Annotated in this window: 20 protein-coding genes; 16 read left to right on the plus strand and 4 right to left on the minus strand. The window is 72.1% G+C overall.

The genetic code is table 11. The features are described from left to right. Window positions 1-89 precede the first annotated feature (89 nt). The 5 genes from Aut01nite_RS26150 (at window position 90) to Aut01nite_RS26170 (ending at window position 5,302) form a co-directional block, all read left to right on the plus strand. On the plus strand, window positions 90-1,709 hold the full coding sequence (locus Aut01nite_RS26150; protein WP_043526693.1) for a hypothetical protein: 1,620 nt from the start codon (window positions 90-92) through the stop codon (window positions 1,707-1,709). A gap of 52 nt (window positions 1,710-1,761) precedes the next feature. Continuing rightward, entirely contained in the window at window positions 1,762-2,763 is a 1,002-nt protein-coding gene (locus Aut01nite_RS26155; RefSeq protein ID WP_043526695.1) for an NAD(P)H-dependent glycerol-3-phosphate dehydrogenase, read from the plus strand. Window positions 2,764-2,893: 130 nt separating this feature from the next. Further along, window positions 2,894-3,820 (plus strand): ABC transporter ATP-binding protein, encoded by a 927-nt coding sequence (locus tag Aut01nite_RS26160; RefSeq protein ID WP_043526696.1) that lies wholly within the window; start codon window positions 2,894-2,896, stop codon window positions 3,818-3,820. Continuing rightward, window positions 3,817-4,677 carry an ABC transporter permease gene (locus Aut01nite_RS26165; protein WP_043526698.1) on the plus strand — a complete coding sequence of 287 codons (861 nt, stop codon included), beginning with the start codon at window positions 3,817-3,819 and terminating at the stop codon, window positions 4,675-4,677. Before Aut01nite_RS26160 ends, Aut01nite_RS26165 begins: the two co-directional genes overlap by 4 nt. A 163-nt stretch (window positions 4,678-4,840) precedes the next feature. Continuing rightward, window positions 4,841-5,302, plus strand: coding sequence for a peptidoglycan-binding domain-containing protein (locus tag Aut01nite_RS26170; RefSeq protein WP_043526700.1), 462 nt, complete (start codon window positions 4,841-4,843; stop codon window positions 5,300-5,302). A gap of 48 nt (window positions 5,303-5,350) precedes the next feature. Here the strand turns inward: Aut01nite_RS26170 and Aut01nite_RS26175 are convergent, their stop codons facing one another. Beyond that, entirely contained in the window at window positions 5,351-6,331 is a 981-nt protein-coding gene (locus tag Aut01nite_RS26175; protein ID WP_043526701.1) for an SEC-C domain-containing protein, read from the minus strand. A 476-nt stretch (window positions 6,332-6,807) separates the two neighbouring features. On the opposite strand from Aut01nite_RS26175, the gene Aut01nite_RS26180 reads away from it, so the two are divergent. Continuing rightward, window positions 6,808-7,485 (plus strand): hypothetical protein, encoded by a 678-nt coding sequence (locus tag Aut01nite_RS26180; protein ID WP_236642773.1) that lies wholly within the window; start codon window positions 6,808-6,810, stop codon window positions 7,483-7,485. A gap of 15 nt (window positions 7,486-7,500) precedes the next feature. On the opposite strand, the gene Aut01nite_RS26185 is transcribed toward Aut01nite_RS26180, so the two are convergent. Together Aut01nite_RS26185 and Aut01nite_RS26190 are read right to left on the minus strand one after the other, a co-directional pair. After that, complete coding sequence (locus Aut01nite_RS26185) at window positions 7,501-8,772, minus strand: hypothetical protein (RefSeq protein WP_043526705.1); 1,272 nt, start codon at window positions 8,770-8,772, stop codon at window positions 7,501-7,503. 23 nt (window positions 8,773-8,795) lie between these two features. Then, complete coding sequence (locus Aut01nite_RS26190) at window positions 8,796-10,199, minus strand: AAA family ATPase (RefSeq protein WP_161790661.1); 1,404 nt, start codon at window positions 10,197-10,199, stop codon at window positions 8,796-8,798. Between the two features lie 141 nt (window positions 10,200-10,340). Here Aut01nite_RS26190 and Aut01nite_RS26195 point away from each other — a divergent pair, with 141 nt between their 5' ends. Further along, on the plus strand, window positions 10,341-10,829 hold the full coding sequence (locus Aut01nite_RS26195; protein ID WP_043526708.1) for a DUF1269 domain-containing protein: 489 nt from the start codon (window positions 10,341-10,343) through the stop codon (window positions 10,827-10,829). Window positions 10,830-11,002: 173 nt separating this feature from the next. Further along, window positions 11,003-12,052: a GGDEF domain-containing protein gene (locus Aut01nite_RS26200; RefSeq protein WP_052163910.1), complete on the plus strand. Its 1,050-nt coding sequence runs from the start codon at window positions 11,003-11,005 to the stop codon at window positions 12,050-12,052. Between the two features lie 235 nt (window positions 12,053-12,287). On the opposite strand, the gene Aut01nite_RS26205 is transcribed toward Aut01nite_RS26200, so the two are convergent. Continuing rightward, window positions 12,288-12,953, minus strand: a complete 666-nt coding sequence (locus Aut01nite_RS26205) for an HAD family hydrolase (RefSeq protein ID WP_043526710.1) — start codon at window positions 12,951-12,953, stop codon at window positions 12,288-12,290. 117 nt (window positions 12,954-13,070) lie between these two features. On the opposite strand from Aut01nite_RS26205, the gene Aut01nite_RS26210 reads away from it, so the two are divergent. The 8 genes from Aut01nite_RS26210 (at window position 13,071) to Aut01nite_RS26245 (ending at window position 22,001) form a co-directional block, all read left to right on the plus strand. Further along, complete coding sequence (locus Aut01nite_RS26210; RefSeq protein ID WP_043526711.1) at window positions 13,071-14,084, plus strand: LacI family DNA-binding transcriptional regulator; 1,014 nt, start codon at window positions 13,071-13,073, stop codon at window positions 14,082-14,084. A 73-nt stretch (window positions 14,085-14,157) separates the two neighbouring features. Continuing rightward, window positions 14,158-15,642: an arabinosylfuranosidase ArfA gene (gene arfA / locus Aut01nite_RS26215; protein WP_043526712.1), complete on the plus strand. Its 1,485-nt coding sequence runs from the start codon at window positions 14,158-14,160 to the stop codon at window positions 15,640-15,642. After that, the gene (locus Aut01nite_RS26220) at window positions 15,639-16,973 is read left to right on the plus strand and encodes an ABC transporter substrate-binding protein (protein ID WP_173476700.1); all 1,335 of its coding nucleotides are present in this window, start codon (window positions 15,639-15,641) and stop codon (window positions 16,971-16,973) included. Before arfA ends, Aut01nite_RS26220 begins: the two co-directional genes overlap by 4 nt. 2 nt (window positions 16,974-16,975) lie before the next feature. Beyond that, window positions 16,976-17,899 carry a carbohydrate ABC transporter permease gene (locus Aut01nite_RS26225; protein WP_043526713.1) on the plus strand — a complete coding sequence of 308 codons (924 nt, stop codon included), beginning with the start codon at window positions 16,976-16,978 and terminating at the stop codon, window positions 17,897-17,899. 1 nt (window position 17,900) lies between these two features. Continuing rightward, window positions 17,901-18,728, plus strand: coding sequence for a carbohydrate ABC transporter permease (locus tag Aut01nite_RS26230; RefSeq protein WP_204037687.1), 828 nt, complete (start codon window positions 17,901-17,903; stop codon window positions 18,726-18,728). 2 nt (window positions 18,729-18,730) lie between these two features. Then, on the plus strand, window positions 18,731-20,446 hold the full coding sequence (locus Aut01nite_RS26235) for a glycoside hydrolase family 43 protein (protein WP_043527169.1): 1,716 nt from the start codon (window positions 18,731-18,733) through the stop codon (window positions 20,444-20,446). An 89-nt stretch (window positions 20,447-20,535) separates the two neighbouring features. After that, a complete protein-coding gene (locus tag Aut01nite_RS26240) occupies window positions 20,536-21,273 on the plus strand; it encodes an ABC transporter ATP-binding protein (RefSeq protein ID WP_043527308.1) in 738 nt (245 codons plus the stop codon). Further along, window positions 21,273-22,001: an ABC transporter permease gene (locus tag Aut01nite_RS26245; RefSeq protein WP_043527170.1), complete on the plus strand. Its 729-nt coding sequence runs from the start codon at window positions 21,273-21,275 to the stop codon at window positions 21,999-22,001. Before Aut01nite_RS26240 ends, Aut01nite_RS26245 begins: the two co-directional genes overlap by 1 nt. Window positions 22,002-22,007: the final 6 nt, after the last annotated feature.

Genomic DNA, 22,007 nt, shown 5'->3' on the forward strand with positions numbered 1-22,007 from the left:
TCCGGACAGTGGACCGGATTCCGGGCGCCGCCGGGGCGGGCCTGTGGATAACCCGCCCTGGCGGCGCGCTGACGCGGAAGGATTGCGGCATGTTCCTGAGGTTGGCGGCCGCCCTGGCCGGGATCACCACGGCAAGCCTGCTCAGCGTCACCCCGGCCGCGGCGGCGACGACACCGGTGCCGACGTCCGCGACCACGCTGACCGCGCCCACGGCGATGGCGGCGGCGAACGGGAGGCTGTTCGTCTCCGACGGCAACAGCGTCGTGGTGCTGGGCACCGACGGCGTCACCGTGAAGACGTTGACCGGCATGTTCGGCGCCCGCGACATCGTGGTCTCCGCGGCGGGGGACCGGGCGTTCGTGGCGCTCAGCCAGGCCGGCGCCATCGCCGTCCTGGACACCGCCGGCCTGACCGAGGTCGCGCGCTGGACCACCAGCCCGTGCCCGGCCCATCTGGCGTTCGCCGGGGCACGGCTGTTCTACGGGTTCGGCTGTGACGGCGGCGGGGGCACCGGCCTCGGCTCGGTCGACGCGGCCAGCGGTGCCGACCCGCAGACGGTGGCCGGCACCGACTTCTACAAGGCGCCGCTGCTGGCCGGCGGAGGCGACATCCTCGCGGTCGCGGTTCCGGGGCTGAGCCCGGCGAAGGTGCGCACCTACCGGGTCGAGGGGTCGGCGGTCACACCGCTCGGGTCCGCGGAGGTCGGTTCCAACCTGGGTGGCATCGCGGTCAGCAGGGACGGGGCGAGGGTGGCGACGGCCGCCGGGGCGCCGTACCACCTGTCGCAGTTCACCGCCGCGACGATGGCGCCCGCCGGCACCTTCGACACCGGGCCGTACCCGGTGTCGGTCGCCTATTCCCACGACGGGACCCGGCTCGGCGGCGGGGTCAGCGCGCACGGCGCCGGCAATGTGACCGCTTTCGATCTGTCCACCGGCGGATCGGTGCTGTCCGGGAACGCCCATCCGAAGCCCGCCTACAACCAGCCGGAGCCGGTCAAGGGCACGCTGACCTGGTCGGGCGACGACAGCCGCCTCTACACGCTGCTGGAGGAGAACGACAACGGCAACCGCCGCTACTGGCTGGCCGCCGGGTTCGGGACCGTGCCGGTTCCGGCGGCGACGACGACCCGGCTGACCCTCACGGCCCCGGCGAAGTTCGGCGACAAGGTCCGCGCCACGGCGACGGTCGCCGGCCGGCCCGGGGCGCCGGTCCGGTTCGTGCGGACCGGACCGGGCGCCACGGTCACGGTCACCGCCAGGACCAATGCCGGGGGTACGGCCACCGTCCTGCTCGCCGCGCCGTCCGGTGGGAAGGTGACCGCCTACTACGACGGCAACGACACCAGCGCCCCGTCGTCGGCGTCGGCCGTCTTCAAGACGCTCACCCGCACGGCGATCATCCTGTCCGGGCAGTACCGGACGGTGCAGAAGGTGGCGTACTTCCGTAAGAAGTCCGACGTCCTCGCCAAGGTCACCCTGGCGGCCCCGGTCGCCGGCCGCAAGGTGACGTTGCGCCTGCAGCGTAAGAACGGCACCGCCTGGCCGACCGTGCAGACGAAGACGTTCACGCTGCCGAACTCCGGGGTCGACTACTTCACGCTGGTCGAGGCATCGAAGGGCGTCCAGTTCCGGTTCGCGGTGGCGTTCGCCGGGGACGCGTACGGAAAGCCGTCGTCCGCCACGTCCGGCGCGCTCGTCGTCAAATAGACTCCCCGCCGTATCCTCTCTGCAATGGACCCGGTCCGATGAGGGGGAGAGCATGCGGATCACCGTTCTCGGCGCCGGTTCGTGGGGCACCACCGTCGCGTCGGTGCTCACCCGCCGGGATCACGATTCGCTGATCTGGGCGCGCAACCCGGCCACCGCCGACGAGATCAACGCCAAGCACACCAACGAGCGCTATCTCGACGGGTTCACCCTGCCGGCCCGGCTGCGCGCCACCCCCGACCTGGCCGAGGCGGCGGCCCACGCCGAGCTGCTCGTCGTCGGGGTGCCGACCGGCGCGTTCCGGGCCACCCTGGAGAGCGTCCGCCCGGACCTGCATCCGTGGATCCCCGTGGTCAGCCTCAGCAAGGGCCTGGAGCGCGACTCGCTGGCCCGGATGACCGAGGTGATCAAGGAGGTGCTGCCGGGCCATCCGGCCGCCGCGCTCACCGGCCCCAACCTGGCCAAGGAGATCATGGCCGGGATGGCGGCGGCCACCGTGATCGCGACCGAGGACCTCACCGTCGCCACCGAGATCCAGCGGGTCTTCCGGCGCGGGCTGCTGCGGGTCTACACCAACCACGACGTGATCGGCTGCGAGGTCGGCGGCGCGCTGAAGAACGTCGTCGCGATCGCCACCGGCATCGCGCAGGGGCTGGGCGTCGGCGACAACACCCGGGCCGGGGTGATCTCCCGTGGGCTGGCCGAGTTGACCACGCTCGCCGTCGCGCTGGGCGGCGAACCGGGCACGCTCGCCGGGCTGGCCGGCATGGGCGACCTGGTGGCGACGTGCATCAGCCCGCACAGCCGCAACCGGCACGTCGGCGAGCAACTCGGCCGCGGGCGCAGCCTCGACGACATCCTGGCCGAGATGGGTCAGGTCGCCGAGGGTGTCAAGACCGTGCACGCCGCGGTGCGGTTGGCCGACCGGCACGGGCTGGCGATGCCGATCACTCGTACCATCCACCGGGTCGTGACCGGTGAGATCACCGCCGTCCGGGCGTACGACGGGCTGCTGCGCACCCATCCGGCCGGACACGAGTCCGACCCCGGCTGACCGCGCGGGTGTCCCGGCCGTCCGTCGTGCCCGCCGGTGCGGACGCTCGCCCCCCTACGACCGTGGTCGGACCCCTGTTAAGACCTCGGTCAGGCGCGCCGCGGGGGTGACCGCTGCCACGATGAAACACATGATCGAGCTACGAGAGCTGACCAAACGATACGGACCGACACTGGCGGTGGACCGGTTGTCCTTCGAGGTCCGCCCGGGCGTGGTCACCGGTTTCCTCGGCCCCAACGGGGCCGGCAAGTCCACCACGATGCGCATGATGCTCGGCCTGCACCGTCCCACGTCCGGCCAGGCCCTGGTCGGCGGCCGCCGCTACGACCAGATCGACCACCCGCTGCACGAGGTCGGCGCGGTGCTGGACGCCGACGCCGCGCACCCGGGCCGGACCGCGTTCGTGCACCTGGCGTGTCTGGCCCGGTCCAACGGCATCGGCAAGGCGCGGGTCAGCGCGGTGCTGGAGCAGGTGGGGCTGTCGAGTGTGGCGAACAAGCGGGTCGGCGGGTTCTCCCTCGGCATGAAGCAGCGGCTCGGCATCGCCGGCGCGCTGCTGGGCGACCCGGGGGTGGTGGTCCTCGACGAGCCGGTCAACGGCCTCGACGCCGCCGGGATCCGGTGGATCCGCTCCACCCTGCGGTCGCTGGCCGCCGAGGGCCGCACCGTCCTGCTGTCGAGTCACCTGATGAGCGAGATGGCGGTCACCGTCGACCGGGTGCTGATCATCGGCAAGGGCCGGCTGCTCGAGGACACCTCGGTCGCCGAGATGAACGACCGGTTCGAACGCGACGTGCTCGTACGCACTCCCCGCCCCGCCGACCTGACCGCGGTCCTGACCCGCCTCGGCGCCACCGTGACCACCACCGAGGACGGTGACCTGGTCGCGGTCGGAGTGGACGCCCCGGCCATCGGCGACGCCGCCGCGGCCGCCGGGATCCCGGTCCACGGGCTGACGCCGCGCAGCGCCACCCTCGAGGACGTCTACCTGCAAATGACCAACGAGGCCGCTGAGTACCGGGCCACCCCCGCCGCAGCCCAGGAGGAGCAGCGATGACCATCCTGCAGAACCGCCCCGACACCGCCGCCGCCGCGGCTCCGGCAGCCCCGGCGCCGGCCGCCGCCCCGCGCCGTTCCGGCGCCTTCCGGGACGCGATCGCCGCCGAGTTCATGAAGGTCCGCACGCTGCGGTCGACGTGGGCGTTCCTGGCCGGTGGCGTGGCCGTCACGGCGCTCGGCGCGCTGATCCTGTTGATGCTGGTGCAGTCCTACGACGCGGCCAGCGCCGCCGACAAGCAGAACTACGAGACCGCGGACCCGACCGTGGTCACCATGCCGTTCGTGATGTTCTTCGTCGGCGCGATCGGCGCCATGCTGATCACCAGCGAGTACACCACCCGCTCGATCGGCCCGGCCCGGCTCGCGGTGCCGCAGAAGCGCATCCTGATCGGCGCGAAGGCGACCGTCGCCGCCCTGATCGGTCTCGTCGCGGGCGGGCTGTTCGCGGGGCTGGCCTTCCTGGACGCCAAGCTGATGCTCGGCGACCGGCCCCAGCCGATCAACCCGTGGCCGCAGTGGACCGACGCCATGCCGACCCTGCTCTCCGCCACCCTGATCGTCACGGTGACCACCCTGATCGCGATGGGCCTCGGCACCCTGCTGCGGTCCACCGCCGCCGCGCTGACCACGCTCGGCGCGCTCGTGCTCGTCGCCCCGGTCTTCGCGCACTTCCTGCCGGACGTGTGGCAGCTGCGGCTCGCCTCGATCCTGCTGCCCAACCTGACCCACCAGCTGGCCGGGAGCAACCACCCGTACCTGCTGTCCCAGGCCGGCGCGGCCGCCGTCACCGCGGCCTACGTCCTGCTCGCCGTCGGCGCCGGCGCGCTCGCCTTCCGCCGCCGCGACACCACCTGACCGCTCCCGACCTCCCCGCGATTCAGCCCCCGCTGTGGATCCCCCCGCAGCGGGGTCGTCTCGAGGGTGGCACGTACGTCGATACGTTCGGCCCTTGTGGTCTTTCCGCTCCGTGGGGCCCGATAGGGGCGTACCGCCTACTGAAGCGGAAGGAGACAAGCACATGGCCGCCACAGTGAGTCCATGGCCGCAGACCAGACAGGGCGCGAAGGAACACCCCGTCCTGACCCTGCAGTACCTGCTCCGGGCCCGCCGGCACACGGTCGCCGTCGACGGGATCTTCGGCCCGAAGACCGACACCGCGGTCCGCAACTTCCAGCGGGAGAAGTCCCTGGCCGTCGACGGCATCGTCGGCCCGCAGACCTGGCGTGCGCTCATCATCGAGGTGCAGCGGGGCGCGCAGGGCGACGCCGTCCGCGGCGTCCAGGAGGAGTTCCAGTTCCGCAACCTGTCCGGTGATCCGTCGCAAGGCCCGCAGGTGGACGGGATCTTCGGCCCGGAGACCGAGACCGCGGTCCGCGGCTTCCAGTCCGCGCTGCACGCCGACATCCCGTCGGTGACCGTCGACGGCATCGTCGGCCCGCAGACCTGGCAGGCGCTGGTCAGCGGCATGCTGTCGTTCTAGGCAGGGAACCGGACGACCGCCGGGGACTCCGGCGGCCGTCCGGTCCGGTCAGGCGCGGGCCCGGGGCAGGCAGCACTTCTTGTACTTGAGGCCGGAACCGCACCAGCATGATCCGTTGCGCTCCGGCGGCCACGGCAGCCGAGCGGCGCCGGTGGACAGCGTCCGTGCGTACGCCGCCCGGTTCTCCGCCGACACCGGGTCACCGCCGGGCCCGGCCTGCGCGGTCAGGCCGGCGACCGAACCGGGCAGCAGCGCCGTGTCGGCCCGGCCGGACCCGGCGCGCCGGACCAGTTCGCGTTCCAGCCGGGCGCGGTGCTCGTCCCAGGTCGCGCCGTACGCCTCGGTCTCCGTGACCAGCTTGCCGAACTCGTCGCGCGACCAGAACACCAGGTCCGCCGCGGCCGTCGGGTCCGGAGCGCCGGCGTTGGCCAGCCGGGTCTCCAAGCGCTCGGCGAGGTTGTCGTGCGTGTCGTGCTGCAGGCCGAGGGCGTGCCGCAGCCGGTGCCGCTGCTGCAGCAGGAAGAACAGCACTCCGGCGTCGTCGGCGTCGGCCGGATCCGCGCCGCGTTCGGCCAGCACCTCCTGCACCGCCTCGGTCAGCCAGGTCTCCGCCTCGCGGGCACGGCCGCCGACCACCAGGGCGGCGGTGACATAGGCGGGGGCGTCGGGGTACCGGGTGAGAAGCGGGCGCAGCGGCTCCACCAGCGGGTTCGCCTCGTCGCCGCGTCCCGCCCGGAACAGGATCCGGGCCCGCAGCGCGCGGGCGGCGGCGGCCGGGCTGTCGTCGCGGTCACCGAACGACCCGACGGCGGCATCGGCGTACCGCAGCGCGGCGTCGAGTTTCGAACGGCTCTCGGCGATCTCGGCGGCCAGGGTCAGCGCGAGCCCCGCGTCCTGAGGATCGGCGAGACCCCCGGACCCGGCGGCGGCCGCCAGATCGGCGGCGATGCCGAGCGGGTCGGCGGCGCCGAGCGCGGACTGCCGGATGTCGTCGAGATCGGCGCTGGTCAGATTTGCTTTCAGGGACACGCCGTCACGCTACTGCCGCCCGGCCGGGCGGCGCCGTTGATCTGGGTCACTTCCGCCGCTTCGAGCACCACCCGGTGGGCCCGGCACGGGAGGCGCCGGCACTCGTGGACCGGCTACGCCACCCGGCGCACGTTCGCCGGCGGGGATTCCTCGACGTCCTCGACGGCCCGGGGGCTCCGGCCGGGCGCGGTGATCGATCACACGCGGCTGCCGGGCCGCTCCACTCCACTCATCGAGGTGGCCGACATCATGTGAGACGGGTTCGGATTGATCCGGCAGCGCGGCGCCGCCGTACCACCGGGAAGCACAACCGGGTGGTTACGGAAGGGTGGGGCAGGTTCGTGGCACCGGCGTCCGCAGAGCGTTCGACGGCATGGGACGGATGGTCCGATGTCCGGCCGGACATGTACGAGACGGACTGGCCGCCGCGCCGGCACCGGCGCCGGCCGGGCCGCCGCCGACGGCGGGGACGCGTGGTGTCCCTCCTGATGGCCGTGAGCGCCGTCTCGGCCGGCGTCGGGGGGCTCGTCGCCGTCAGTGGCGCCGGGCTGCCCGCCACCGGCGTGATCGACGCCGCCTTCGACCGGCGCACGGCCCCCACTCCGGCCCTCACCCGGGGCGGCGTGCTCACCTCCCCGGCGCCGACCGCGACCTCCGCGCCGGCCCCGAAGTCCGCCCGGTACTCGAAACCCGCCCCGTCGGCGAAGGCCGCCCGGCCACCGAAGCCGGTGGCGGGCCTCAACCAGGCACAGATGAGCAATGCCGCGACGATCGTACGGCTGGCTCAGGAACGTGATCTTCCCCGGCGGGCGATGCTGATCGCCGTGATGACCGCCTTCCAGGAGTCCAGCCTGCGCAACCTGGCCAACTCGTCGGTCCCGGCCTCCCTGGACCGCCCGCACCAGGGCGTCGGCGACGACTTCGACTCCGTCGGCCTCTTCCAGCAGCGCCCGAGCCAGGGCTGGGGCACGGTGGCGCAGCTGATGGATCCGCGCTACGCCGCGGACGCCTTCTACGATCGGCTGGTCGAGATCCCCGACTGGGAGTCCCTCAGCCTCGGGGACGCGGCCCAGGCCGTGCAGCGGTCAGCGGTCCCGGACGCCTACGCCGACCACGAGGACCGCGCGATCCGCATCGTCGACGCGTTGTCCTGAGCCCGGCGGGGCCGGTCAGGTGGCATGCCGGGGGCAGGGGCAACGAACCGCGGTGGGCGCGGGCGCCCCGGTGGCACGGCGATGCGACATCCGGCGGAGCGCGACGCCGACCAGCAGCGGGATCCTGGTCAGCAGGCGCAGGGCGTTGTTGCGGCCCAGCTCGCCGCCGCGCATCGTGCGGAGGATCTCGAGGACAGTGCCGGGGATCGGGGCGAGCCGCCGGCGGCGTACCAGAAGGGACAACCGGAAGCCCAGGCAGAGCAGCTCGCCGCGCCAGAAACCCATCTGCCGCGACTCCTCGCGGATCTCCTCCACGAGGGCGAACGCTCCGTCCACATCACCCTGGGCGGCCTGGAGGAAGGCGAAGCCGAGGCGGCCCTGCAACCGCCCGGAGCTGTGTTCGACCGATACCCGGAACAGGTTCGCCGTCGTCTGGAGGTGGTCGCGTGCCTGGTCGAACGCCTTGACGGCGATCAGCGGCTCGGCGATCCGCAGCTGGAGGAAGGCGAGGGCCTGCAACTCCTCCGGGCAGGTCTCCTGGATCGCCTGTCCCCGCACGTAGAACGACAGGGCGGCGGGATAGTCCCGCTCCACCTCGGCGACCCGGCCGAGGTAGTGGTAGGCGGTGGCCACCCACCGGCGGATCTGCTGATCGCCGGCGGCTGCGGCCTCGTACGTCAGCGCCTCGGAGAGATCGTTCCGGGCCTTGCGGAGGTCCTGGAACGACGTGAACAGCGCGATGCCGGACATGGTGAGCGCCCCGCACCGGTACTTCGCCGCGAACAGATCGGCCGGCAGCCGCTCCTCGAGTTCGGCGCAGAGTCGAAGGGCCTGCGGGTAGAGGCTGACGTCGATCGAGTACCAGACCATGGCCAGGATGGCCTCCGCCCACGCCTCGGACCCGGCGGGAGCGCTGCCGACCGCGGTCGTCAGGGCCTCCAGGCGGCGCGGGTCCTCCAGGGAGATCATCGAACGGTACCGGGCCAGGGCGATCCACAGGCGGGTGACCGGCTCGCCCCGGCTCGTCTGCAGGTCCAGCACCCGCTCGATGGCCTGCTCGATGCTGTCGTCGACGGTTCCGTAGTTGCCGCTGACCCGGCTGAACTCCTCCACGAACGCGGCGAACAGCTCCGGGTCGATGACATCCGGATCGTCCGCGCTGTAGCCGGCCCAGTGGACGAGCTCCCGGATCAGCGTCCTGAGCTCCTGGCCGCGTGTCTCCCGGGCGTCGCGGATCAGCATCCGGGTGCGGACACTCCAGAAGGCGCGGTCCCGGGCGGCCGCCATCCGCGCCTCCCGTGCGGGCGCCGTCACGAGAGGGCCCGGGCGCCGTCGCAGATGTACTGCCGTAACAGCGGATGCACCGCGAACCTGCGGTTGCCGTCGGCGCCGCGGATCAGGGCCAGATCGCGCGCGGCGGCCCGGGCCCGGTCGAACGTGGCGCGGTCGGGGATCAGGCTGAGCTCGAAGAAGTCGTCGCCGGACAGCGACAGCCCGGCGGGCAGGGCGCAGAACGCGTTCATCAGGCCGGTGGCCGCTTCCTCACCCACACCGTCACTCGTCGTCAGCGAGTCCATCGCCTTCTCGTACAGATAAGGGCCGATCCGTCCGCCGAGTTCGCCATGGGCGTTCCGCAGCCGCCCGATCACCTCGTCGACCGGCCGGGCCTCGTGCACCGCGAGCCGGACCACCATCTTGACCAGCAGCGGCAGGCCGCCGCTGACGCTGACGATCTGGGCCAGATCCTTCGGCGTCAGGAGGAAGTCCGGCTCGTCGTCGGCGAGATGCCGCGCGAAGTCGCGCACCGCGGCCTCGTCCAGCCCGCGCCAGGCGATCTCGTGCACCAGGCTCGACCGGGCCGCCGTGGACTGGCGGGTGGTGACGGCCACCTTGTGCGGCCCGAGCATGGCCGGCTGGTCGAGGAAGGCCATCGCGAGGTCCACGTCGCTGACCGTCTCCAGATTGTCGATCACGATCAGCAGCGGATCCGGGGACTCGCCGATCGCCGTGGTCAGCCGTTCGCTGAGCCGATAGGTGCTGAGATCGATGTCCAGGCCCAGTTGCGCCGCGATGTCGATGAGCAGGTCGTTCCACTCGGCCGCGGCCCGGCGCCGGTACTCGATCCGGCCGAGCGCGCGCATGTGGCCGAACTTCGCCGAGGTCCAGGCGATCCGGGTGAAACCGGCATCCACCGCGTGCCGTTTCACCATCTCGTAGGCGAGCGTCGTCTTGCCCGTGCCGCCCTCGCCGAAGATGCTGATGATCCGGTCGCCGTCCGGGTTGTGCAGCGCCTGGCCCAGCCGCTCCAGGGCATCCCGCGCCCCGAAGATCTGCCCGTGGTCGACGTCGTCGCGGGCTCGGTCGAGCCAGGCGGCCGGCGGCGCCGGTGCGGCCTCGGGCGCCATGGGAGCGGGCGGAGCCGGTAGGCCGACCGTCACGGTCGCCGGCCCGTTCACCTGCACCGCGGTCCCCGACCGGTCGGCGGTCGCGGTCTGCGCGACGGTCGCCGAGGGCGAGGTCTCCGCGGAACGGCCACTGCGCACCGCGCTGATCACCAGAGGGGCGGCCAGCAGAGCGGCGAGCAGCCAGGACCAGCCCAGGTACGGCTGCCAGCTCTCGGGCAGCCGGCCGGCGGCCACGTTGGTGACGATCGGCAGGAGCAGGAACGTGACCACTGCCAGCAGCCCCAACGAGATCGTCGACCGGCTCCGCATCGCGTACCACCTTCCGCTCCTGTCCACCCACGATACTGACGGAGATCGAGGGTGGACCGGATTCATCCACGGTGGATGAGGACGGGTTCCCGGTGGCCGCCTACGTTCCCAGTGCCTTGTCCGACGCGGAAGGGAACGGGAATGTCCGATCTGATCATCATCGGGTACGACGACCACGCCACCGCCCAGCGGGCCTACGAGCAGGTCATCGAGCTGCAGAAGGATCACATCGTCGAGCTCAACGGGCTGGCGGTGGTGACCGTGGACGCCGAGGGGCACAGCCACGTCGACACGCCCGGAAAGCTGGTCTCCGCCGGCGCGGCGGGCGGCGCCCTGTGGGGTGCGATCTTCGGGTTGCTGTTCCTGATCCCGGTCGCCGGGGCGGTGGTCGGCGGGGCGCTCGGCGCGCTCTTCGGCAAGCTCGGCAAGTCCGGGATCAACGACTCGTTCCGCGACCGGGTGCGGGCGCTGCTGGCTCCCGGCAAGGCCGCCGTCGTGATCATGAGCCGGGAGCGGACCGAGGACAAGTTCGTCGACGCGCTGCGGCCCTTCGGCGGCGAGATCCTGCAGACCTCGCTGTCGAACGAGCAGGAGAAGGAGCTGGCCGAGGAACTCGGCGCCGGCAACTGACACCGCGCCCGGACCCACGGAGGCTCACCTGACGGCGACGCAGACGCCGACGACACCGCAGAGACCAACCCTCACCACCATGACGATGATGGTGGTCGGCGGCATGGTGGGCGCCGGGGTGTTCTCCCTGCCACGGCGCTTCGCCGAGGAGACCGGTGTCATCGGGACGGGCGGTGAAAGCTCAGACCGCGGCCGCCGCTGCCGATCACAGCGGAGTGAAATGGTATGTGCGGCGCATCCTCGCGAACGCCCGCGCCGACGACAGCGCCGTGGTCAGCGGATTCACCGTCGGCCTGTTCTTCACGCTGTGCGGGCTCTACACGTTCGTGACGATCCTGCTGCCGACGCCGCCCGGGTTCCGGACCGGCTGGGTGTCGGCGATCGCGATGACCGCCGTGGTGTTCGGGCTGGTCGTGATGGCGCTGCCGTGGGACGTCGTCCCGCGCCTGGTCCGGCTGGCGATCGCGCCGTCGGCGATGACGCTGATCGCGTTGCACAACATCGCCGCCGGCACCGACGGCTTCCGGTACGGCATGTTCTTCTTCATGGTGTTCCTGTGGCTCGGCCTGTGCGAGCCGCGCGGCATCAGCCTGGCGATGGGCCCGTTCCTGGCGGCCGCGTACCTGGTGCCGCTGGCCGCGGACGGGGCGAGCGACTCCGACCTGTCCTCGCTCAGCTACACGATGCCCCTGTACCTCACGGTCGGCGAGGTGCTGGCCTGGCGTACCCAGCGGCTGCGCCGCCTGCAGAACCGGCTCCAGCAGCTGGCCGACCACGATGCGCTGACCGGCCTGCCGAACCGTGCGGTGTTCGCCGCCGCGCTGCGCCGGCACTGCGTGTCACCGGACCCGGTCGCCGTGCTCTTCCTCGACCTGGACGGCTTCAAACAGATCAACGACCGTCTCGGCCATGCGGCCGGCGACGAGGTGCTGGTCACGGTGGCCGAGGTGCTGCGCGGCCACACCCGTGCGGGGTACGCGGATCTGCCGTGCCGTCTCGCCGGCGACGAGTTCGTGCTCCTGCTGCCGAACACCGGCCCCGACGAGGCCCGCATGGTCGCCGACCGGCTCGTGCAGCTCCTGGCCGCCGAACACGCTGCCGACGGCACCCCGATCCGTGGCAGTGTGGGCGTGGCCGCCGGTCGTGGCCTGGACGCCGCCGCGCTGCTGGCCTCCGCCGACGAGGCGATGTACGCCGCCAAACAGTCCCGCCGCGCCGCCTGACCTCAGTCCGGCTGTCTCACCGCCCTCGAGACGGCCACCACGGCCGGCCGGACAGGATCGTCGACCTCCGGCTGGTTGTCAGGGCTGTCTCGGGGCGGTCGAGACAGCCCTGACAACCAGCCGGAGGTGACCGTGACCGGACGCATGGGCCGCACCTGCGGGACGGTCGTGAGGGGAGGCCTGCCGTGGCCGCCGCGGGACACGGGACCGATGCCGTCCCGTACCAGAATGGGCTTTATCGCAGTTCGGCGATGGGGGAGTCGTCGAGGGCGGCCAGCAGCGCGGCCGGGTCGTCGTAGACGGCGACCGCGCCGGCGTCGGTCAGTTCGGCCGCCGAGGTGCCGCCGCAGGCCAGGCCGACGACCGGGATGCCGAGTTTCCCGGCGGCCTGGACGTCCCAGACCGAGTCGCCGACGAAGACGGCCGCTTTCGGGTCGACGCCGGACTGGTCGAGGGCCGCCTCCAGGATGTCGGGGGCGGGTTTGCTCTGTTCGGCGTCGGACGACGAGGTGGCCGCGGTGATCACGTCGTCGGCGCCGAGGACCCGGCGCAGCTGGTCCAGTTCGGGCGCGCGCGCCGACGACGCGAGGACGACGGCCAGGCCGCGCCCGGCGACGGCCCGGACCAGCTCGGCCGCGCCGGGCAGCGGGCGCAGGCGTTCCCACCAGGCGCCGTACAGCACGTCGTGGGCGGTGGTGGCCCGCTCGTCGTCGTCCCGGTCCCGGTCCGGGCCGAGCAGGTGGTCGAGCAGATTGTCGGAGCCCATGCCGATGCCCCGGTGGATCCTGGACATCGGAACGTCCGCGCCGAACTGGCGCAGCGCCTCCCACCAGGCGACGGTGTGCAGGTACGTGGAGTCGACGAGGGTGCCGTCGACGTCGAACAGAACGCCGGATCTCATGGTCGCCGGTTACCCGAGATCGGCATGGCGAACCAACCTCCGGCTGGTTCTCACGGCTGTCTCACGGCCGGTGAGAACCAGCCGGAGGGTTTTGCCAACGTTGTATAGTGCTCAGCTGTGCCGCCCCCGGGCCTCAAGGACGTCGCCGCGCGCGCCGGCGTGTCGATCAAGACGGTGTCGAACGTGGTCAACGGCTACGTGCACGTCGCCGCGCGGACCCGTGCCCGGGTCCAGGAGGCGATCGACGCCCTCGGTTACGTGCCGAACGTGGCTGCCCGGCAGTTGCGCAGCAAGCGTTCCGGGGTGATCGCGCTGGCCGTCCCGGAGCTGCAGTCGCCGTACTTCGCCGAGGTCGCGGGGTTGATCGTGCAGGCGGCCGAGCGGCGGTCCTGGACGGTGCTGATCGACCAGACCGACGGGCACGCCGAGCGCGAGCGCAACCTGGTGGCGGGTCTGCGCCGGCACGCCATCGACGGGCTGATCTTCAGTCCGCTCGCGCTGGCCGGGGAGGACCTGGCGCGCGGCGGTGACACGCCGATGGTGCTGCTGGGTGAGCGGGTGTGGCACGGCCCGGCCGACCACGTGGCGATCGACAACACCGCTGCCGCGGCGGAGGCGACCCGGCATCTGTACGGGCTGGGCCGCCGCGGCATCGCGGCGATCGGCGCCCAGGACCAGCCGTCGGCGGTGACCGCCCACCAGCGGCTCGCCGGCTACCGGGCGGCCCTGGCGGAGACGGGCCTGCCGTTCGACCCGCGCCTGGTCGCCCGGGTGGACCGGTTCCACCGCGCGGACGGCGCCGCCGCGATGGCCGCGCTGCTGGACCGCCCGCGCCGCCCGGACGCGGTGTTCTGCTTCAACGACCTGCTCGCCCTGGGCGCGATCCGGACCCTGCTGTCGCGGGGTGTCCGGGTGCCGCAGGACGTGGCGGTGGCCGGGTTCGACGACATCGAGGACGGCCGGTTCAGCACGCCGACGCTGACCACTGTCGCGCCGGACACCGCCCGGATCGCCCAGCTGGCGGTGGATCTGCTGGCCGAGCGCCTCGGCGACGGCCCGGCCGCCGCGGGCCCGCCGCGGGAGCTGCGCGTCGATCACCGCCTGGTGGTCCGGGAGAGCACCGTCGGCTGAGAGCCGGGAGAACCGGCCGGAGGCATTCAACGACATCTTTACAACGGGACTTCCAACGTTGTAAAACGACTACATGGCTGTGGCGCGGCTCACACTAGATCCGTCCTTCGCCGTGGGCCCGGTCGACCGGCGCCTCTTCGGCTCCTTCGTCGAGCACATGGGCCGGTGTGTCTACACCGGTGTCTTCGAACCCGGGCATCCGCGGGCCGACCCCGACGGCCTGCGCACCGATGTCCTCGACCTGGTCCGTGAACTCGGGGTCACCACCGTCCGCTACCCGGGTGGCAACTTCGTCTCGGCGTACCGCTGGGAGGACGGCGTCGGCCCGGCCGGCGACCGGCCCCGCCGCCTCGACCTGGCCTGGCGCAGTATCGAGACCAACGCCTTCGGCCTCAACGAGTTCATGCGCTGGGCCGGCCTGGCCGGCGCCGAGCCGATGATGGCCGTCAACCTCGGCACCCGCGGCGTGGCCGAGGCCGCCGAACTGGTGGAGTACTGCAACGTCGACGGCGGGACCGCCGCCGCCGACCTGCGCCGCAAACACGGCGTCACCCGGCCGCACGACATCCGGCTCTGGTGCCTGGGCAACGAGATGGACGGGCCGTGGCAGATCGGCAGCCGCACCGCCGACGAGTACGGGCGGCTCGCCGCCCGCGCCGGGCACGCCATGAAACGCGTCGACCCGAGCATCGAACTGGTCGCCTGCGGCAGCTCCGGCGCCGACATGCCGACGTTCGCGGCCTGGGAGGCGACCGTCCTGGAGCACGCCTACGACCAGGTCGACTACCTTTCCCTGCACACCTACTACGACCCCGAGCGGTACGACGACGCCAGCTTCCGGGCTTCCGCGGTCCATCTGGACGCCGCCGTCGACGCCGTGCTCGCCACCGCCGACCACGTCCGCGCCCGGCTGCGCCGCACCAAGTACATCCGGCTCGCCCTCGACGAGTGGAACGTCTGGTACCAGTCCCGCCTCGTCGAGCCCGAGGACCGCGGCATCGAGGACACCCCGGCGCTGATCGAGGACGACTTCACCGTCACCGACGCGATGGTCGTCGGAAACCTGCTGATCAGCATGCTGCGCCACGCCGACCGGCTCGCCGTCGGCTGTCAGGCGCAGCTCGTCAACATCATCGCCCCGATCCGTACGCTGCCCGGCGGCCCCGCCTGGCGGCAGACCATCTTCCACCCGTTCGCGCACACCGCCCGGCTGGCCCGCGGCACCGTGCTGCGGCCCGCGCTGACCGCGCCGGTCATGACCACCGGGCGCTACGGCGACGTCCCGGCCGTCGACGCCGTCGCCACCCACGACGGCACCCGCCTCACCGTCTTCGCCGTCAACCGCGGCACCGCACCGGTCACCCTGCACCTGGACCTGCGCGCGTTCGGCGGTCACACCCCCGGCGAGCACGTGATGCTGGCCGGCGACCCGCACCTGACCAATACCGCGGCCCACCCGGACCGGGTCACCCCCAGCGTCCACCGCAGCACCACGGAGGTCCTGTTGCCCCCGGTGTCGTGGCACGCGATCGGCTTCACCACCGAGGAGACATCGTGAACACACAGTTGAGCCGCCGCGGCGTGCTCGCGCTCGGCGCGGGCGCCGGCGGCGCCGTGCTGCTGGGCGCCTGCGGAGACAGCGGACCCAGCGACAAGGTGACCGGGGCCGGCCGCAGCGCCGGGCCGGCCGCGACCGCCTACACCGGCCCGAACGTCGCACTCGCCTTCTGGAACGGGTTCACCGGCGGCGACGGCGACTACATGAAACGGCTCATCGACCAGTTCAACACCGAGCACGCCAACATCAAGGTGGCGATGAACGTCTACCAGTGGGTGGACTACTACCAGAAGGTGCCCGCCGCGGTCTCCAGCGGCAACGGCCCGGACCTGGGAATCATGCACGTCGACAGCCTCGCCACCAACGCCGCCCGGGGCATCGTCCTGCCTCTCGACGACCTCGCGGCGTCGCTGAATCTGACCGAGGCGGCCTTCTCGCCGCCGGTCTGGCAGGCCGGCGTCTACCGGGACCGGCGTTACGGCATCCCGCTCGACGTGCACCCGCTCGGGCTGTTCTGGAACAAGTCCGTCCTGGAACGGGCCGGCCTCGACCCGGAGAAACCGCCGGCGACCGGCGACGACTATCTGGCCGCCCTCGACAAGCTGAAGTCGGCCGGGATCGAGGGGAGCTGGGCGACCCCGTTCCAGTTCACCGGCAGCCTGTGGTTCCAATCGCTGCTGTGGCAGTTCGGCGGCGACCTGTTCGACACCGGCGCGCAGAAGGCCACCTTCGCCCAGGACCCGGGCGTGCAGGCGCTCACCTGGTACACCGACCTGGTCCGCAAGGGTTACAGCCCGCGGAACGTCGCCCAGGACGCCGACCTGGTGGCGTTGCGCAACGGCAGGAACGCCTTCAACTGGAACGGCATCTGGACCGTCAACACCCTCGCCCAGGACAAGAGCCTGAAGTGGGGCGCGGCCCCGGTCCCACAGATCGGCACCCAGAAGGCGGTGTGGGCCGGCTCGCACCAGTTCGTCCAGTTCAAACAGGGTTCCCGCAACGACGACAAGCTCACCGCCGGCAAGGTCTTCATCAACTGGATCAGCCAGAAGTCCCTGGAGTGGGCGAAGGGCGGTCAGGTCCCGGCCCGCAAGGACGTCCGGGACAGCGCCGAGTTCCAGGCCCTGCCCGAACAGGCGGCCCTCGCCACCCAGATCGACTACGTGCACTACCCGCCGTCGGTCGCGGGCATCGGCGACGCGCTGAACACCGTCGTCACCGCGGTCAACGAGGCGGTCCTGCTGCGCAAGGAGCCGGCCAGGGCGCTGTCCGACGCGGCTGCCAAAGCCGATCAGATCCTCGAGCAGAACCGCAAGAAGTACGGCGGCTGACCATGACCCTCCTCCAGGAACGGGCCCGGACGGCCGAGACGGGGCAACGGCGGGGGATCCGGCGCAACGGCTCGCTCACCCCGTACCTCTTCCTGTTGCCCTATTCTCTGCTCTTCGGCACGTTCATGCTGGTCCCGGCGGTCTACGGGCTGTGGATCAGTCTGCACGACTGGGACTATCTACTGCCCGGCAAGCCGTTCGTCGGCCTGGACAACTACCGGGCGCTGTTCGACCCGGGCTCGGCCGTCTACGAGTACTTCTGGCAGTCCATGTCGGCCACCGGCGTGTTCACCGTCGCCAGCGTGCCGCTGCTGCTGACGGTGCCGCTCGCCGTCGCGCTGCTGCTCAACCGCAGTTTCCCGGGCCGCACCTTCTTCCGGGCCGTCTACTTCGCCCCGTACGTGCTGGGCGTGGCGGTCATCGGCGTGCTGTGGCGGTTCGTGCTCGACCCCAACCTCGGCGCGGTCAACGCCCTGCTCGGCACGAACACCCCGTGGACCACCGACCTGCCGTGGGCGTGGGTCTCCCTGGTCGGTGTCACGGTGTGGTGGACGCTGGGCTTCAACGCCGTGATCTACCTGGCCGGGCTCCAGGACATCCCGCGGGAGCTGTACGAGGCGGCCCGCATCGACGGCGGCGGCAGATGGGCCGAGTTCCGGCACGTCACGCTGCCGGGGCTGCGGCCGGTGCTGCTCTTCGTCGTGATCAACACGGTGCTGCAGGCGGCGAACATGTTCGGCCAGTCGTACCTGATCACCCAGGGCGCGCCGGGCGTCGAGACCCGCACGGCGATCATGTACATCGCCCAGACCGGTCTGCGCGACTTCAAGATGGGCAGCGCCGCCGCGATGAGCTACCTGCTCACCCTCGCCCTCCTGGCGGTCAGCCTGATCATCTTCCGGGTGTTCCGGAGCAGGGAGGACTGACGTGCGCCGCGCGAAGGGCATCGCCTGGTACACCGTACTGATCGGGCTGAGTCTGATCTTCCTCGCGCCGCTGGTGTGGATGCTGCTGACCTCGGTGAAGACGCCGGGGGAGGCGACCCGGGTCCCGCCGACGCTGCTGCCGCTGGAACCCACCACCGGCGCCTACGGGACCCTGTTCCAGGCCGGATCGCAGACGCCGGTGCTGCGCTGGTTCCTCAACAGCATGCTGGCCGCCGGCGGCCAGGCCCTGCTGGTGCTGATCGTGGCGTCGACCGCCGCGTACCCCCTGGCCCGTATGCGTTTCCGCGGCCGGAACCTGTTCTTCGGCATGATCGTGGCGACCCTGTTCGTGCCGATCTTCACGCTGATCATCCCGAACTTCCTGATCATCGACCGGCTCGGCTGGCTGGACACCCTGTGGGCGCTGATCGTGCCCGGCGCGGCCAGCGCGTTCGGCGTGTTCTTCCTGCGGCAGTTCTTCGAGAGCCTGCCCCGCGAACTGGAGGAGGCCGCGGTCCTCGAGGGCGCCAACTCCTGGCAGGTCTTCACCCGGGTGATCCTGCCGCTGTCCAAACCGGCGCTCGCCACCCTCGGCCTGATCAGCTTCCTCACCAACTGGAACGACTTCATCTGGCCGATCTACGTGCTGTTCAGCCCGGAGAGCTTCACCCTGCCGCCGGGCCTCGGGATCCTCCAGGGCGCGTACACGATCAACTATCCGGTGGTGATGGCCGGCGCCGCCGTCGCCAGCATCCCCGCGCTGCTGCTGTTCGTCGTCGCCCAGCGCTACATCATCGAAGGCGTCTCCCGCTCCGGTCTGAAAGGCTGATCATGGCTCTCGCGGCATCCCTGACCGCACTGCTGACGGCGGTCACCCTGCTCGGCCCGGCGCCGGCTGCGCCGCGCTATCAGAACCCCGTGTCGTCCGGGTTCGCGGACACCTTCGCCGATCCGGTGATCATCGCGGGCGACAACCATGACTGGTACGCGTACGGCACCAGCGATCCGCTCCGTGAAGGCGAACGCACCCCGCACCGCATCCCGACGGCCCACTCCACCGACCTGGTGAACTGGACGTACGGGGGGGACGCCTTCGGGCCGGGCCGACTGCCGGGATACGCCCGGCCGACCGCCGCGCTGTGGGCGCCGGACGTGCGCCGCGCCGGCGACCGGTGGATCATGTACGTGACCGTCACCGAGACCGAACCCGACGGCGCCTCCGCGATCGGCGTCGCCACCGCACCGAGCCCCACCGGCCCCTGGACGTTCGCGCCCGAACCGGCCGTGCCGCCACGGGCCGCCCCCGGTGGCGGCTGGTGGTGGACGTTCGACCCGGCCCAGGTGACCGAGCCGGACGGCACCCGCTGGCTCTACTACGGCAGCTACTTCGGCGGCATCTGGGTCAGCCGTCTCACCGCCGACGGGCTGCGCGTCACCGGCGAGGCCACCCGGGTCGCGATCGACAACAAGTTCGAAGGCGCCTACGTGGTACGCCGTGCCGGCTGGTACTACCTGTTCGCCTCGTCCGCCAACTGCTGCGCCGGGCCCACCACCGGCTACTCGGTGTCGGTGGGCCGCTCCCGCAGCCCGCAAGGCCCGTTCCTGGACCGGGACGGCCAGTCGCTGAACGTGTCCCGGGCCGGCGGCACCCCGGTGATCGCCCCGAACGGCAACCGCTGGGTCGGCACCGGCCACAACGGCCTGATCACCGACCGTGCCGGCCAGGACTGGCTCGTCTACCACGCCATCGACCGCGCCGACCCGTACCTGGACGAGCCGTTCGGGATCAACGAGCGCCCGATGCTTCTCGATCGTCTCGACTGGATCGGCGGCTGGCCCACCGTCAACGCCGGCGCCTGGGCGTCCGAGACCCCGATGCCCGCACCGGGCCGCCGGTACGGGCCCGTCCGGCCCGCGCCGGTGCCGCAGCCGGGCCGGTTGCTGCCCGGCCACTCCGACGAGTTCCGCACCGGGCTCGCCCCGGCCTGGGACTCCGTCCGGCCCGACCCGGCGGTCACCGTCTCGGGTGGGCAGTTGCGGTGGCCGGTGCAGGGCGCCGACCTGACCGGCGACTCCGACAGCGCGGGGGTGCTGCTGCGCGACGCGCCCGCCGGGAACTGGATCGCCGAGACGAAGGTGACTCTGGACCTCGGCGAGGACACGGTGCGCAACTATCAGCAGGCCGGGCTGATCGCCTACGTCGACGACGACCACTTCGCCCGCCTGTCGACGGTGGCGATCTGGAACACCCGGCAGGTCGAGTTCGGCAAGGAGATGCCGTACGCGACGGGCACCTCGTACGGCGGCACCATCGCCGGCACCCCCGGCCGGACCACCACCTGGCTGCGGCTCGCCCACCGGATCGACCCGTCGAACGGCGAGCACGAGTACCGGGCCGGGGTGAGCCGCGACGGCCGTGCCTGGACCTGGGGCGGCGTCTGGACCCTGCCCGCCGACACCACCCCGCGCATCGGCCTGATCGCCCACGGCGGCGCCGAACCCGCCGTCACCGCCGGTTTCGACTATCTGCGCTTCCGCCGTTGGTGATCGCTCGGCCGGCGCCGGGACATTTGTCACGGTGAAACCGGTATTCGCGGATCTGCTCGCGGGACCGGCGCGAACCTAGCGTGATGGTCATGGATGACATGGCGTTACGTCTCACCGCGACAAGCAGGAGCTTCGGCGCCGTCCGGGCCGTCGACGGCCTCGACCTGGCCGTCGAGCGGGGCAGCGTGGTCGCCGTGCTCGGCCCGAACGGCGCGGGCAAGACCACCGCGATCGCGATGATGCTCGGTCTCCTTCCGCCGGACAGCGGCACGGTGACCCTGTTCGGCGGCACCCCGGCGGAGGCGGTCCGGGCCGGCCGGGTCGGCGCGATGCTCCAGGACGGCGCGTTCGTGCCGGGAGCGACCGTCCGTGACGTGATCGAGCTGGCCCGGGCCCTGTACCCGCACCCGATGGACACCGGTGCGATCCTGACCGCGGCCGGACTGACCGGGCTCGCCGGCCGGCGGCTGGACCGGCTGTCCGCCGGTGAGGCGCAGCGGGCACGTTTCGCGTTCGCCCTGGCCGGCGATCCGGAACTGCTGGTCCTCGACGAACCGGCGGCAGCCATGGACGTCGCGGCCCGGCAGGCGTTCTGGACAGCCGTCCGCTCGTACGCCGCGCACGGGCGAACCGTCCTGTTCAGCACCCACCAGCTGCACGAGGCCGACGACCACGCGGACCGCATCGTGGTGCTCGCCGCCGGTCGGGTGGTGGCCGACGGGACATCCGCGCAGATCCGCGCGAAAGCCGGTGTACCGGACGGGGCCTCCCTGGACGCGGCGTTCCTGGCCCTCACCAGCTCGTCCGCGAGCGGGACGGGGCAGTGATGCGCGCCTATCTGGGTTTCGAGCTGCGCCGCCTGGCGCGGGACCCCCGGCTGCTGTTCTTCTCGGTCATCGGGCCGGTGGCCACGTACGTGATCTTCTCGGGCTGGTCCGCGGGCGACCGTCTCGAAGGGCTGGCCGCACCGGTCGCCGTCATGATCGGGGTGGCGGGGTACGGCGCCGTCGCGGGGGTCCTGATGGTCGGATCGGCGGTCTCGCAGGAACGCGCCGCCGGCTGGCTGCGTCAACTGCGGGTCACGCCCCTGCCGGCGTGGCGGGTCGTCACGGTGAAGGCGTTCGTCGGGAGTCTCACCGCGATCCCACCGGCGATCGCGGTGGGCGCGGTGGCGGCGATCCAGCACCAGGTCGCCCTGCCCGCCGGCCGATGGCTGATCCTGCTGGCGCTGCTGTGGGCGGGCACCGCGCCGTTCGCGCTGCTCGGGCTCGCCATCGGCTACGGCCTGTCGCCCCGGCTGGCCGTACCCGTCAATCTCCTGGTCTTCCTGGTCATGTCGGTGCTCGGCGGGCTGCTGGCGCCCGCCGACTACTTCCCGCCGGGCCTGCGTGCCCTGGCACACGCGCTGCCCACCTACCGGTACGCCGAACTGGGCTGGCGCTCCGCCGCCGGCCACCTGCCGACCGGGGCGGGACTGGCCGTCCTGACCGCGTGGACCGTCGTCGCGGCCCTGCTCGCGGCGTGGGCGTACCGGCGATCGACAGCGCGCCCCTGACGGCGG

Origin of the sequence: Actinoplanes utahensis (genome assembly GCF_016862455.1) — a bacterium.
GTDB lineage: Bacteria > Actinomycetota > Actinomycetes > Mycobacteriales > Micromonosporaceae > Actinoplanes > Actinoplanes utahensis.

What these genes read in the sequence shown, in the direction of transcription:
- Aut01nite_RS26150 (WP_043526693.1), top strand. Translation starts at nt 90, where the DNA reads ATGTTCCTGAGGTTGGCGGCCGCCCTGGCCGGGATCACCACGGCAAGC.
- Aut01nite_RS26155 (WP_043526695.1), top strand. Translation starts at nt 1,762, where the DNA reads ATGCGGATCACCGTTCTCGGCGCCGGTTCGTGGGGCACCACCGTCGCG.
- Aut01nite_RS26160 (WP_043526696.1), top strand. Translation starts at nt 2,894, where the DNA reads ATGATCGAGCTACGAGAGCTGACCAAACGATACGGACCGACACTGGCG.
- Aut01nite_RS26165 (WP_043526698.1), top strand. Translation starts at nt 3,817, where the DNA reads ATGACCATCCTGCAGAACCGCCCCGACACCGCCGCCGCCGCGGCTCCG.
- Aut01nite_RS26170 (WP_043526700.1), top strand. Translation starts at nt 4,841, where the DNA reads ATGGCCGCCACAGTGAGTCCATGGCCGCAGACCAGACAGGGCGCGAAG.
- Aut01nite_RS26185 (WP_043526705.1), bottom strand. Translation starts at nt 8,772, where the DNA reads ATGGCGGCCGCCCGGGACCGCGCCTTCTGGAGTGTCCGCACCCGGATG.
- Aut01nite_RS26190 (WP_161790661.1), bottom strand. Translation starts at nt 10,199, where the DNA reads ATGCGGAGCCGGTCGACGATCTCGTTGGGGCTGCTGGCAGTGGTCACG.
- Aut01nite_RS26195 (WP_043526708.1), top strand. Translation starts at nt 10,341, where the DNA reads ATGTCCGATCTGATCATCATCGGGTACGACGACCACGCCACCGCCCAG.
- Aut01nite_RS26205 (WP_043526710.1), bottom strand. Translation starts at nt 12,953, where the DNA reads ATGAGATCCGGCGTTCTGTTCGACGTCGACGGCACCCTCGTCGACTCC.
- arfA (WP_043526712.1), top strand. Translation starts at nt 14,158, where the DNA reads ATGGCTGTGGCGCGGCTCACACTAGATCCGTCCTTCGCCGTGGGCCCG.
- Aut01nite_RS26225 (WP_043526713.1), top strand. Translation starts at nt 16,976, where the DNA reads ATGACCCTCCTCCAGGAACGGGCCCGGACGGCCGAGACGGGGCAACGG.
- Aut01nite_RS26235 (WP_043527169.1), top strand. Translation starts at nt 18,731, where the DNA reads ATGGCTCTCGCGGCATCCCTGACCGCACTGCTGACGGCGGTCACCCTG.
- Aut01nite_RS26240 (WP_043527308.1), top strand. Translation starts at nt 20,536, where the DNA reads ATGGATGACATGGCGTTACGTCTCACCGCGACAAGCAGGAGCTTCGGC.
- Aut01nite_RS26245 (WP_043527170.1), top strand. Translation starts at nt 21,273, where the DNA reads ATGCGCGCCTATCTGGGTTTCGAGCTGCGCCGCCTGGCGCGGGACCCC.